Raw genomic sequence first — 11,597 nt, 5'->3', positions numbered from 1 at the left:
AACGAAAGGACGATGAATGTGAAGAAACTCAGGGGGGTCCTGGCGGCGGCCGCACTGGCCACCGGCTTGATCAGTGTCATGGCGCCGACGGCCCAGGCCGACCAGGCGCGCTACTACATCCTCGTCGGCGGCACTTGTGACGGGGCCGCGACCGTGTACAACGACGCCTGGTTGCGGGGCGGGATCAAGAAGGTGGTCCACTACCCGGCAGGGGCCGCCGGTGCACCCAACTGCGACCAGACGCCCATGGACCAGAGCGTCGCCCGCGGACACGAAGAGGCCCGCCGTGTCGTCCAGAGCTCCTTCGACGAGAACCCCGGTGCGGAATTCACCGTCGTCGGCTACTCGCAGGGCGCCCTGGTCGCGAACCTGGTGCTGAACGACATCGCCGACGGGAAACTGGCCGTGGACAAGTCGCGGTTCCGGGCGAAGATCTTCGCCGACCCGATGCAGCCCGTCGGTCCTCCGGGACGCGGGATCAGCGCGGTGCTCCCGGCGGGGACCGGGGCACCGTCGCCGTTCGGCGGCTACGTGTCGTTCGGGCCCGGCCGCACCGATTTCGGCGGCATCCCGTTCATCCGCTACTGCATCGAAACCGACGGTGTCTGCCACTTCGACACCATCGAGGCGCCTGGCGGCTATTTCGCCCAGCACCTCTGCTACCAGTGGGCCCGTCCCACCGATCACCGTTCGATCATGGAGGACACGATCGCGGACGGCGTGTTCACCAACGGATCGCACGCGCTGCCGCGGCAGAACTGCCGTCCTCCGTGGCCTTCGGTGTGACCGGCTGAAGACGGCTGCCGCCCGGCGCCCGATAGCCGGGTGACAGCGATTCGGGCGATGGCCCGCCCACAGTGTCGTGGGCGGGCCAACGTCGGACTTCGGACCGGCGCGAACTACCGGACCGACAGGCCCTCCGGTGCCGGAGCGTGGCCGACCGGCCGGGCGGTGAACGTGCCCCGGCCCTGGGTCCGGCTCCGCAGCCGCGTCGCGTAGCCGAACAGTTCGGCCAGCGGCACGGTCGCGGTGACCACGGTCGTTCCGGCGCGCACCACCGACCCCAGCACCCGGCCGCGCCGGGCGGCGAGGTCGCCGAGCACCACGCCGACGGCGTTTTCGGGCACCGTGACGGTCACTTCGGCGATCGGCTCCAGCAGCGTCATCGCACCGGCGGCCAACGCGCCCCGGAGCGCGAACCGTCCGGCAGCCCGGAACGCCAGCTCCGAAGAGTCCTTCGGGTGGGTCGCCCCATCCGTCAGCGTGACCCGGACACCGGTCACCGGATGCCCACCGAGCGGGCCTTCCGCCAGCGCGTCACGGCAACCCGCTTCGACGGCACGGACGTATTCCCGCGGCACCCGGCCACCGACCACAGTGGACTCGAACGCGAACTCCCCTTCCTCCAATGGTTCCGTGTCGATGACGACGTGGGCGAACTGCCCGGCGCCGCCGTCCTGTTTGACATGCCGGTGGACGAAACCGGACACGCCGCGGGCGACCGTCTCGCGGTAGGCGACCCGAGGCCGTCCGACGCCGGCGTCCAGCCCGTGGTCGCGCCGGATCTTCTCCACCGCCACCTCCAGATGCAGTTCGCCCATCCCCGACAGCAGGGTCTGACCGGTCTCACGATCGGTCCGGACGACCAGCGACGGATCCTCCTCGACCAGCCGTGCCAGCGCCGACATCAAGCGCTCCGTGTCGGTGCCCTTCCGCGGTTCGACAGCGACCGAGACGACCGGGTCGGCCGCGACGGGCGGCTCGAGCAGGATCGGCTCCGACGGCGTGCACAGCGTCGCGCCGGGACGGACCGTCTTGAGCCCGACCACCGCGACGATGTCGCCCGCGACGGCGCTGTCCACCCTGGTGTGCCGGTCCGCCTGGACCCGCAGGATGCGGCCCACGCGCTCGATACGGCCGCTGCCCACGTCCATCACCGCCTCCGAAGTCCGGATCGTGCCCGAATACACCCGCAGGAACGTCAACCGCCCGGTGGCGGTCGAGGTCACCTTGAACGCCAGTGCCGCGAACGGCGCCGACGGATCGGCGGGACGTTCCCGGGCCGCGCCTTCGTACTCACCTCGGACCGGCTGAACATCCGACGGCGCGGGCAAGTACGCCACCACGGCTTCCAGCAACGGCTCCACTCCGCGGTTGCGGTAGGCCGAGCCGCAGAGGACCACGACGCCGTCACCGGTCCGGGTGAGCTCACGCAGCGCCGAGACCAGCGTGTCCGTCGACACCGCCGACGACGCGCAGAACTCCTCCAGCGCCCCAGGATGGGCTTCCGCGACGGCCTCATCGAGCAGGCGTCGTCGCCGGTTCGCTTCGTCCACAAGGGACTCCGGAATCGGTCCTTCCTCGGCCGTCTCGGCGCCATCGGCCCAGACGAGTGCCCGCATCCGCAGCAGGTCGACGACGCCCACGAACCCGTCTTCCGCCCCGATCGGCAGCTGGACCACCAGCGGACGAGGATGCAGCCGCTCCCGGATGGACGCCACGGCCGCGTCGAGGTCGGCACCCGCGCGGTCGAGTTTGTTGACGAACGCGATCCGCGGCACGCCGTGCCGATCGGCCTGTCGCCACACCGATTCACTCTGCGGCTCGACCCCGGCGACGCCGTCGAACACGGCGATCGCGCCGTCGAGGACCCGCAGCGACCGCTCGACCTCGTCGGAGAAATCGACGTGGCCGGGGGTGTCGATCAGGTTGACGCGATGGCCGTCCCACGAACAGCTGACGGCGGCGGCGAAGATGGTGATGCCACGGTCTCGCTCCTGGGAATCGAAGTCGGTGACGGTCGTGCCGTCGTGGACCTCACCTCGTTTGTAGGTGGTGCCGGTGACGTACAGGATCCGTTCGGTGAGGGTGGTCTTGCCGGCGTCGACATGGGCGAGGATGCCCAGGTTGCGGACGGCGGACAGCGGGACGGTGCGCATGGCGCGGGCCTTTCGGGCTGAACTGGCGGAACTCCGACGGCGCGATTCGGCGAACGCGGACAGGCATCAACCACCGTTGCGCGGCAACGGGAAGAGGTCAGGCGTTCGTGAGACGGGCCGGTGCTAGCCGCGCGGCAGGCACCGGGTGCGCGGAGACACCAGGATCACCTCGTAGCGAGCCGAGGGGACGACGACGGCGTGGTGATGACGCACGGTCCTGTCCTTCCTCGCCGGGGTGATTTCGTGGCGAGTGTAGCCACTCCGCTGTGGACCGCGAACCGGTTTTCCGCGAATTCGGGGGAAACTGGTCGGCGACCGACAAGTTTCCGGCGACGGCGGTGTCCATCCCTTCGAGAGACACCACAAGAGGAGGGAACCCGGTATGCGGGTGGACGAGCTGCTGGCCCTGGCGAAAACCGGTGACGGCGAGGCGTTCCGTGATCTCGTGGCGCCGTACCGCCGTGAACTGCAGGTGCACTGCTACCGCATCCTGGGCTCGGTGCAGGACGCCGAGGATCTGCTGCAGGAGACGCTGCTGGCCGCGTGGCGCGGGATCGACGCGTACGAGGAACGCGCGTCCATCCGGACCTGGCTGTACCGGATCGCGACCAACCGCTGTCTCAACGCGATGCGGGCGGGCGCCCGCCGCCCGCACGACCACGCGGCCTACCGACCGGAGGTCCCCTTGCCCGAGCCGACCCGCCGCCGCGCCGAACCCAGCTGGCTGGAGCCGTACCCGGATCTGCTGCTCGCCGAGATCGCCGACCGGGTGCCCGGCCCGGAGGCGCGCTACGAGGCCAGGGAGTCGATCTCGCTCGCGTTTCTGGCGGCGCTCCAGCGGCTTCCTCCCCGGCAGCGGGCCGTGCTGGTCCTGCGCGACGTCCTCGGGTTCCGCGCGGCCGAAGTGGCCGGGATCCTCGACACCACCGAGAACGCCGTGACCAGCGCGCTCAACCGGGCACGTTCGGCGCTGGCCGGGGAGATGCCGCCGGGTGAACGGGAGTCCGCTCCCCTGCCCGATTCGCCGCGGGAACGCCGGATCGTCGACGAGTTCACCCGTGCCTTCGAGAACGGCGACGTCGAGGCCATCGTGGCGCTTCTGACCGACGACGCCTGGCTGACCATGCCTCCGCTTCCTCTGGAATACCAAGGCCCGGAGGCCGTCGGGCACTTCCTGGCGACCGTGGCGCTCTGCGATGGCCGCCGGTACTCGCTGATCCCGACCCGCGCCAACGGCCAGCCCGCCTTCGGCTGCTACCTCCGCGACCCGAGGACGCCCATCGGCCACGCGCACGGCGTGCTCGTGCTGGAACTCGCGGGCGATCGGGTCACCGCGGTGACCCGGTTCCTCGACAACTCACTACTGGCGGCCTTCGGGCTGCCCCGCTCCCTGCGCGGCTGACGCCCGCATTTTCCTGGCCACGCCCCGTCGGGCGTGTGCCTCGTCATGCCCGGAAACCCTTCCACCAAGGAGAAATCTTGACCCCGAAACAGGCGTGGGTCCTGGCGCTCGCCTCAGTGGCGTCCTTCATGATGGCGCTGGACAGCCAGGTCGTGACGACGGCGCTGAGCACGGTCCGCGAGGACATGTCCGCGTCGATCGAGCAACTCGAATGGATCGTCAACGCCTACAACCTCAGCTTCGCCGTCCTGCTGCTCACCGGAGCGGCGCTCGGTGACCGGTTCGGCCGCCGCCGGATGTTCGTCACCGGTCTCACGGTCTTCACCCTCGCTTCGGTGGGCTGCGCGGTGGCCGGGGACATCGGCACGCTGATCGTCGCGCGGGCGGTGCAGGGCGCCGGTGCCGCGATGGTGCTGCCGCTGTCGCTCACCCTGATCAGCGCGATCTTCCCGCCCGAGCGGCGGGGCAAGGCGATGGGGCTCTACCTGGGGCTCACCGGGCTGGCGACGTTCAGCGGCCCGTTCGTCGGCGGCGTCATCGCCGAAGGGCTGGCTTGGCAGTGGATCTTCTGGCTCAATCTGCCGGTCGGCGTGGTGGCGGTCCTGCTGACGCTCCGGCGTGTCGACGAGAGCACCGGCCCTGGCCACCGGCTCGACCACGGCGGCGTCGTCCTGGTGTCACTGGGATCGCTGGGCATCGTGTGGGGCCTCGTCCGCGGAAACCTCGCGGGCTGGGACAGCGCCGAGGTCCTGGGCTCGCTGGCCCTCGGCGTCGCGCTGGTGATCGCCTTCGTGTGGTGGGAGCGACGCAGCGAGGCGCCGATGCTGCCGATGCGGTTCTTCAGGCTGCGAGCCTTTTCCACGGCCAACGCGGCGAACTTCTGCGTCTTCGCCTCGCTGTACGGCACGTTGTTCTTCCTGCCCCAGTATTTCCAGACCGCGCAAGGTCTCGGTCCGTTCGAGGCGGGACTGCGGATGATGCCGTGGACCGCGACCCTGATGATCTGCGCGCCGCTCGCCGGAAAGCTGGCGGACAGGTACAGCGCGCGGATGTTCGTCGCCGTCGGATTGCTGCTCCAGACGATCGGCATGAGCTGGATCGTGCTGGTCGCCGAACCCGGCGCGGGCTACGCCGTCCTGCTGCCGGGGCTGATCGTCAGCGGCGCCGGGATCACGTCGGCCATGCCCGCCGCACAGCGCTCGGCCGTCGGAGCGGTGCGGCCCGCCGAGATCGGCCAAGCGTCCGGCGCGTTCATGACGCTGCGGATCTTCGGCGGGGTCTTCGGGGTGGCGGTGGTGGTCGCCGTCTTCGCCGGTGCCGGAAGCCATCTGTCCCCCGAGGAGTTCGGCAGCGGCTTCACGGCGGCGATGGCCGCTGTCGTCGCGTTCGCCTTCGTCGGCATGCTCGTCGCGCTACGCATGCCGGCCGCCCTGTCCACTGCCGATCGAGGAGGAGACCGATGACCGATCCGAAGACGCTGGCCGAAACACTTCGCGGCCTGCACAGCGGGGAAATGCTCGTGCTGCCGAACGTCTGGGACGCGGCGAGCGCCGAAGTCGTGGTGGAGGCGGGTTTCCCCGCGGTCGCCACGGCGAGCGCCGCCGTCTCGGCGATGCTCGGGTACCCCGACGGCGAAGGCGCGCCGTGGCAGGAGATGTTCGCCGCGGCGGCGCGGATCGCCCGCGTGGTCTCCGTACCGGTCACCGTGGACGCGGAGGCAGGCTACGGCCTGGCGCCGCGGGAGTTCGTGGAGCGGCTGCTGGAAACGGGAGCCGTCGGCTGCAATCTGGAGGACACCGATCACCGGTCGGGCGGACTGGCCGACGCGGACGAGCACGCCGAGCGGATCGCGGAGATCCGTTCGGCCGCGACCGGCGCCGGGGTACCGATCGTCGTCAACGCGCGGGTCGACACGTTCCTGGGCGACCGCGGGATCCAGGAGCCCGACAGACTCGCCGAGGCCGTCCGGCGCGGCAGGCTCTACCGCGATGCCGGTGCCGACTGCGTGTATCCGATCGGGGTCCGGCGCCGGGACGATCTCGCCGCGCTGGTCACCGAACTCGCGTGCCCGGTGAACGGGAACGTCGGCGAGGAACTGGACCTCGCCGCGCTCCGCGAACTCGGTGTGGCGCGGGTGTCGTACGGCCCGCGCTTCTATCGCGCGGCACTGGAGGGATTCCGCGCCGCGATCGGGAATCTAGAGGGGTGAGGCATTGCGGAGGCCACTTTCACAGCGTTGCGAAAGTGGCCTTCGCGTCGTCATTTGCAGAACGCGGTGTCCACAGTGGCCATGACGGCGTTCGAGCCCTTCTCACCGTCGCCGAAGGTCCCCGGCATCGCGGTCACCGCGAGCCCGACGGTGCGGCCGTCTTCCGTGGCGCCACCGCGGGTTTCGAACCCGTGGATGTCGCCGCCGTGGCCCCAGTACACGCCGCCGCAGCTGAGCGGGTTGCTCATCAGGCCGAGCCCGTACTTCGTCCCAGGGAACAGGGGCGCGTCGACCGTCTTCCGCATTTCGGCCAGCTGCGCGGCGGGCAGCAGCCTGCCTTCGAGCAGCACGCGGAAGAATTCGCCGAGGTCACTGGGCGTCGAGATCAGCTGACCGGCGGCACCGCCCCAGGACGGATCCAGTTCGGTCGCGTCGATCACCGTGCCGGTGGCGGAGTTGCCGATGGCGTAGCCCTGCGGGTGCCGTCCCTGGATGGTCTGGTCACCGACCTGGGGCCAGTAGGTGTTCTTCAAACCCGCCTTCTTGATCACACGTTCGGTGATCTGCTCCTGGAGCGGGCGTCCGGTGACCTTCTCGATCACCATGCCCGCCAGCAGGTACCCGGTGTTGCTGTACTCCCACTTGGTGCCGGGCGCGAACTTCGCCGGGTGACTCAGCGCGGCGGCGAGCAGCTCGTGCGTGGGGAAATACCGATGCTGCACCTGTTCGAAATCCTGAAGCCCCAGGTACTCGGTGTAGTTCGGCAGCCCGCTGGTGTGCTGCAGGAGGTGCCGGATGGTGATCTTGGTGGCGTCGATGCCCTCTCCGCGCACGATCCCGGGCAGGTACTTCTCGATCGGCGCGTCCAGTTCGACCTTGCCCTCGGCCACCAGTTGCAGGACCGCGACCGCCGTGAACGTCTTGGTGTTGCTGCCCGCGCGCACCCTGCCGTCACGCGGGACCGGGACCTGGCGGTCGATCCGCGACGAGCCCGCGACCAGCGACGTCGTCCGCCTGCCGTCGGACACGGCGACCAGCGCGGCGGGGAATTTCTCCTGACGCACCAACGAGTCGAGGCTTTTCCGCAGCTCCGCCCCGTTGGCAGGCGCCGCGTCCGCCGCCGTCGTCCACGCCGCGCCCATCAGCCCCGCCACCGTCAGGACAACCACACCTTTGCGTACCGTCATTCGCACTCCTTCTCCGACGAGATCGACAGTGACAACCTTGGCCGAGGCCGGCGCGAAGATCAGCAGTGCAGGCTCCCGGATCCGGGGTGGTGCTGGCGCTACCCCACGAAAATTTTCGACCAGAATTCGTCCCACCATTGTCCGCGCGGGACGTGGCTGGCTAAGGTCATTCCGGTAAGTGGACTAGACCACCCGAGGCCGGGAGGCGACGATGCCCCTCGACGAACAGCAGACCTGGGCACTGCTGCGAGAGCTGGACGAACCCGGCCACTGGGAGGTGCCGCACGACTTCGACGGACCGGCCGCACGAGCTCGATTCGAGCGACTGGCCGAACGGTTGGAGCGACTGTTCGACTGTTCCTGCGAAGTCGACCGCCATGTCCAGGACGCCAGCCACCTCGGCCGGATCGTGATCCCGGCGGACGCGACCGCCGCACTGGACCAGGTCACCGTGACGGTCAGCAACTTCGGCGGTCTCGTCGCGGTGACACTGGGAAATCCGGGCAGCTACGACGAAGACGAGGAACGCGAGTTCTTCCCGGCGCAGGTGCGAAGACAGGTCGAAGACGAGCTGGAGGCGCTCGGCTACCTGCCCGTCTCCGAGCACCCGCTGTGGACCAAGTACACCGGGATCAGCGGATTCGACGCGCTGTATCCGCCGGATCGGCCACCTTCCTGGTGGGACCGGTTCTTCGACTACCTCTAGACGAGCACGCCGACGAGATCCGCCGCGTTCGGCGCGCTGACGAGCACCTCGTCGAAGGGGAGCCCGGCGACCGCGCGATCGATCTCGACCCGCAGCCCTGGCACACCCCGGCGAGCCGACACCAGCTGACGCGTCCTCGTCCCCAGCCCCCAGTAACCCACCTTCAGCACTCCGCTGATCAGCACCCCGGCCCGTCCCCCGCGTGTCCGTCGCACGGGCTCTTCGACGAACTCGACTGCCTTGATCGCCGATGACGGCACGATCACTTCGTCACGCCATACGGCCAGCCGCTCCCAGGACGAGAACCTCACGCGCACTCCGCCATCGGCGATGTCGATCGTCGCCATCATGACCACCTTCCCCTGCATAGCCAGCTGATGTAGTTGTTATAGCAACTGTATAGCAGATATCCTGACCGGGTGTTGCTGACTCTCGACCTCGACAGCGAGGTTCCGATCTACCAGCAGATCCGCGATCGGATCGTCGAAGCCGTCGCCGACGGCACGCTCGCCGAGGGCAGCGCCCTGCCCTCCACCCGCCAGCTCGGCGCCGACCTGGCGATCAACTTCCACACCGTCAACAAGGCCTACGACCTGCTGCGGACGCAGGGATTCATCCGGATCAACCGCAAGACCGGCGCGGTCGTCCGGCGGGACGCGACCTCCGGTCCGGCGGAGGACGGTTACGCGGACGAGTGGCAGGAGCGCCTGCGCACCCTGCTCGCCGAGGCCGTCGCTCTCGGCGTGGGCCCGCGCGAAGTGACGAGCCGCTGCGAAACGGTGCTGGATTCCTTCGCGGTGAGCGCGCGGCGATGATCGGGCTGCACCTGGCCTTGATCGCGTTCACCGCGGCGGCCTTCGGCTCCGCACCCGCGCTCGCCCGGCCGACACTCCCCTTCGGCGTCCGGATCCCGGCCCGGCGTTCCGGCGAGGCCGTCGTCCTGCTGGCCCGGCGGCGCTACAACCGGGGCATCGGCGCGGGGGCGATCGCGGCCTGCATCGCGCTTCTCTTCGATTGGCTCGCGCCCGAGGTCGTCCTGCTCGTTCTCGCCACCGCGTATTCCCTGCTCGGCTGCCTGGCTCACCGCTCGATCGCCGCCGCCAAACGCGAGGAAGGCTGGTACTCCGGCACGCGGCAGGCAGTCAGCACCGACACGTCGCTGCGCTCGGATCCAGTCCGTCCACAGTGGATTCTTCTGGCGCCTGCCGTCGTGCTCGCGTTCGCCACGGCGGCCGGCGGATGGTTCACCGGCGCGACGGGCTTCTCGACGGTCTTCGCGCAGATCCTGGTCATCGTGCTGACCTCGCTCATGGCCGTCGCGATCTCACGGGCCAGGCCGGAGATCGACGCCGCGCAGCCGTCGGCGTCGGCCTCGCGGTACCGGGAGTATCTGCACGGCGTGCTCGCACTGCTGCTGATCTCGGCGGGCTGCGTCAACGCGACCCTGCTCGTCGTCTCGCTCCAGCTGTGGGCTGTCGTCGACACGACGGTGCCGGTGACGATCGTGGCGTACCTTCCGCTCGCCGCCGCGTTCATCGCGTGGATCGGTTTCACCGTCCGGGCGGGCGACGCCGGGCACCGGTTGCCGCGCGCCGGCGACGAGCCGGAGACCCGCTACGAACAGCGCGACGACGACCGCCACTGGTACGCGGCCGGGATGGTCTACCTGAACCGGAACGATCCGGCGCTGCTGGTGCACCGGCGGGTCGGGACCTACTGGACGCTCAACCTCGGGCATCCGATCGCCTGGGTCGTCCTCGGCGCGGTCGCCGTGGCCGCGGTGCTCACCGGATTCGGCGTCGTGACATTGCCCGAGAAAGGCACCTGATCACAGGGCGTTACCCTGAGGCAATGACGTCGCAGAAAACCCCTCAAACGATGAAGCCCGCGACAGCGGCGAAGAAGCTGGGCGTGTACCTGGAGGCGACCCCGGCGGAGTTCCAGGAGGGTGTCGTCTCCCGCGACGAGCTGAACGCGCTGCAGACCGAGCCGCCCGAGTGGCTGCGGGACCTGCGCCGCAACGGGCCGCATCCGCGTCCGGTCATCGCGTCGAAGCTGGGCGTGTCGATCAGCGGTCTGGCGCGCGGCGGGATCACCGGCGCCCTCACCACCGAAGAGATCGACGCGATCAAGTCCGAGAACCCCGACTGGCTGCAGCGGGAGCGCGAGACCCAGGCCGAGGTCCGCAAGGAGGAGGCGCGGCTCAAGGCCGCCCGCAGCGAAAGCTAGCCACGACGACGGGGCTTGCCGCGTTTCCCGCCCTGGGGAGCGCGGCGATTCCCCGACTGCGGCTTCCGGCCGCCGGCCTGGGGACGGTTGCCCTTGACCGGCGCCTTCTTCGCCGGCGCTTGCTTCTCCTTGGCCTGCTTTTCCTGGGCCTGCTGCCGACCGCGCGTGCTGTTGACCGTCCGGCCGCGGACGATCCCGATGAACTGCTCCATCAGGTCGGTGGTCTCGTCGTCCGGCCAGGACAGCGCGACCCCGGACTCCGGAGTGCCGGAGATCGGGCGATAGGTCAGGTCACGCCGATGGTGCAGCCGCGCGAGCGACTGCGGGACGATCAAGAGCCCGACCCCGGCGGCGACCAGCTCGATGGCGTCCGCGGTGGTGGCGGGCCGCTCCAGCGCGGGCTTCCCCGGTGGCGTGTCCCAGTCCAGCGTGTCGTCGAGCGGGTGCAGCACGATCTCGTCGGCGATGTCGTCGACGGAGACCTCGTCCGCGGCGGCGACCAGGTGGTCTTTCGGGACCACCACGACCGTCGTCTCGGTGTAGAGCGGGATCGCGTGCAGGCCCTCGCGGTCGATCGGGAGCCGCAGCAGGACGGCGTCCACCTCACGCTCCCGGACCAGCCCGACCGCATCGGCGGCCGTCGTCTGGACGAGCTCGAGCGGGACGTCGGGCGACCGCTCGTCCCAGATCCGGACCCACTTCGAGGGCGTGACGCCGGGGACGTACGCGAGCTTGAAGGAGGCGGGGGTGTCCGGGCCGGTCATGGGGCAAGGTTACCGGGAGTGGTCACCGCCCTCGTGACCACCGGGTTGGGCACCTGAAGTACATGAAGGCCCCCTTCCTTGCGCTAGACGCAAGGAAGGGGGCCTTCATGTACTTGGGAAGGTAGTGAAGGCCTCCTTCACTACCTTCAGGGTAGGCAAGG

Annotated in this window: 12 protein-coding genes; 8 read left to right on the top strand and 4 right to left on the bottom strand. The window is 69.6% G+C overall.

Going from position 1 to position 11,597, the window contains the following annotated elements; translation table 11 throughout:
* The first annotated feature begins 12 nt into the window (after positions 1-12).
* Positions 13-786 carry a PE-PPE domain-containing protein gene (locus DMC64_RS13765; RefSeq protein ID WP_125733819.1) on the top strand — a complete coding sequence of 258 codons (774 nt, stop codon included), beginning with the start codon at positions 13-15 and terminating at the stop codon, positions 784-786.
* Between the two features lie 113 nt (positions 787-899).
* Here the strand turns inward: DMC64_RS13765 and fusA are convergent, their stop codons facing one another.
* Positions 900-2,939, bottom strand: coding sequence for an elongation factor G (gene fusA / locus DMC64_RS13760; RefSeq protein WP_125733818.1), 2,040 nt, complete (start codon positions 2,937-2,939; stop codon positions 900-902).
* Between the two features lie 382 nt (positions 2,940-3,321).
* On the opposite strand from fusA, the gene DMC64_RS13755 reads away from it, so the two are divergent.
* From DMC64_RS13755 to DMC64_RS13745, 3 genes are all read left to right on the top strand, one after another.
* A complete protein-coding gene (locus DMC64_RS13755) occupies positions 3,322-4,341 on the top strand; it encodes a sigma-70 family RNA polymerase sigma factor (protein ID WP_125733817.1) in 1,020 nt (339 codons plus the stop codon).
* A 77-nt stretch (positions 4,342-4,418) separates the two neighbouring features.
* Positions 4,419-5,804: a DHA2 family efflux MFS transporter permease subunit gene (locus tag DMC64_RS13750; protein ID WP_125733816.1), complete on the top strand. Its 1,386-nt coding sequence runs from the start codon at positions 4,419-4,421 to the stop codon at positions 5,802-5,804.
* Positions 5,801-6,550: an isocitrate lyase/phosphoenolpyruvate mutase family protein gene (locus DMC64_RS13745; protein ID WP_125733815.1), complete on the top strand. Its 750-nt coding sequence runs from the start codon at positions 5,801-5,803 to the stop codon at positions 6,548-6,550. The genes DMC64_RS13750 and DMC64_RS13745 overlap by 4 nt, the downstream gene beginning before the upstream one ends.
* A 50-nt stretch (positions 6,551-6,600) precedes the next feature.
* Here DMC64_RS13745 and DMC64_RS13740 read toward each other — a convergent pair whose 3' ends face one another.
* Complete coding sequence (locus tag DMC64_RS13740; RefSeq protein WP_125733814.1) at positions 6,601-7,737, bottom strand: serine hydrolase; 1,137 nt, start codon at positions 7,735-7,737, stop codon at positions 6,601-6,603.
* A 211-nt stretch (positions 7,738-7,948) separates the two neighbouring features.
* Here DMC64_RS13740 and DMC64_RS13735 point away from each other — a divergent pair, with 211 nt between their 5' ends.
* Complete coding sequence (locus DMC64_RS13735) at positions 7,949-8,443, top strand: hypothetical protein (RefSeq protein WP_125733813.1); 495 nt, start codon at positions 7,949-7,951, stop codon at positions 8,441-8,443.
* Here the strand turns inward: DMC64_RS13735 and DMC64_RS13730 are convergent.
* Positions 8,440-8,790 (bottom strand): hypothetical protein, encoded by a 351-nt coding sequence (locus DMC64_RS13730; RefSeq protein ID WP_233629648.1) that lies wholly within the window; start codon positions 8,788-8,790, stop codon positions 8,440-8,442. The genes DMC64_RS13735 and DMC64_RS13730 overlap by 4 nt on opposite strands.
* Positions 8,791-8,862: 72 nt before the next feature.
* On the opposite strand from DMC64_RS13730, the gene DMC64_RS13725 reads away from it, so the two are divergent.
* Genes DMC64_RS13725 through DMC64_RS13715 form a run of 3 tightly spaced genes read left to right on the top strand, consistent with a single transcriptional unit; the run spans position 8,863 to position 10,672 of the window.
* Complete coding sequence (locus tag DMC64_RS13725) at positions 8,863-9,258, top strand: GntR family transcriptional regulator (protein ID WP_037338426.1); 396 nt, start codon at positions 8,863-8,865, stop codon at positions 9,256-9,258.
* On the top strand, positions 9,255-10,271 hold the full coding sequence (locus tag DMC64_RS13720) for a DUF1648 domain-containing protein (RefSeq protein WP_125733811.1): 1,017 nt from the start codon (positions 9,255-9,257) through the stop codon (positions 10,269-10,271). The genes DMC64_RS13725 and DMC64_RS13720 overlap by 4 nt, the downstream gene beginning before the upstream one ends.
* Before the next feature lie 23 nt (positions 10,272-10,294).
* Positions 10,295-10,672 carry a DUF5997 family protein gene (locus DMC64_RS13715; protein WP_199754974.1) on the top strand — a complete coding sequence of 126 codons (378 nt, stop codon included), beginning with the start codon at positions 10,295-10,297 and terminating at the stop codon, positions 10,670-10,672.
* Here DMC64_RS13715 and DMC64_RS13710 read toward each other — a convergent pair.
* Positions 10,669-11,436, bottom strand: a complete 768-nt coding sequence (locus DMC64_RS13710) for a LysR family substrate-binding domain-containing protein (protein ID WP_125733810.1) — start codon at positions 11,434-11,436, stop codon at positions 10,669-10,671. The genes DMC64_RS13715 and DMC64_RS13710 overlap by 4 nt on opposite strands.
* Between the last annotated feature and the right edge of the window lie 161 nt (positions 11,437-11,597).

This window comes from Amycolatopsis sp. WAC 04197 (assembly GCF_003947475.1).
Classification (GTDB): Bacteria; Actinomycetota; Actinomycetes; order Mycobacteriales; family Pseudonocardiaceae; genus Amycolatopsis; species Amycolatopsis japonica.
The sequence above is the reverse complement of the archived record's forward strand: the minus strand, read 5'-3'. Positions and strand labels throughout refer to the sequence as shown.

Coding starts and splice junctions, on each gene's coding strand:
- DMC64_RS13720 (WP_125733811.1), top strand. CDS start 9,255: ATGATCGGGCTGCACCTGGCCTTGATCGCGTTCACCGCGGCGGCCTTC.
- DMC64_RS13735 (WP_125733813.1), top strand. CDS start 7,949: ATGCCCCTCGACGAACAGCAGACCTGGGCACTGCTGCGAGAGCTGGAC.
- DMC64_RS13765 (WP_125733819.1), top strand. CDS start 13: ATGAATGTGAAGAAACTCAGGGGGGTCCTGGCGGCGGCCGCACTGGCC.
- DMC64_RS13710 (WP_125733810.1), bottom strand. CDS start 11,436: ATGACCGGCCCGGACACCCCCGCCTCCTTCAAGCTCGCGTACGTCCCC.
- DMC64_RS13745 (WP_125733815.1), top strand. CDS start 5,801: ATGACCGATCCGAAGACGCTGGCCGAAACACTTCGCGGCCTGCACAGC.
- DMC64_RS13730 (WP_233629648.1), bottom strand. CDS start 8,790: ATGGCGACGATCGACATCGCCGATGGCGGAGTGCGCGTGAGGTTCTCG.
- DMC64_RS13715 (WP_199754974.1), top strand. CDS start 10,295: ATGACGTCGCAGAAAACCCCTCAAACGATGAAGCCCGCGACAGCGGCG.
- fusA (WP_125733818.1), bottom strand. CDS start 2,939: ATGCGCACCGTCCCGCTGTCCGCCGTCCGCAACCTGGGCATCCTCGCC.
- DMC64_RS13755 (WP_125733817.1), top strand. CDS start 3,322: ATGCGGGTGGACGAGCTGCTGGCCCTGGCGAAAACCGGTGACGGCGAG.
- DMC64_RS13740 (WP_125733814.1), bottom strand. CDS start 7,737: ATGACGGTACGCAAAGGTGTGGTTGTCCTGACGGTGGCGGGGCTGATG.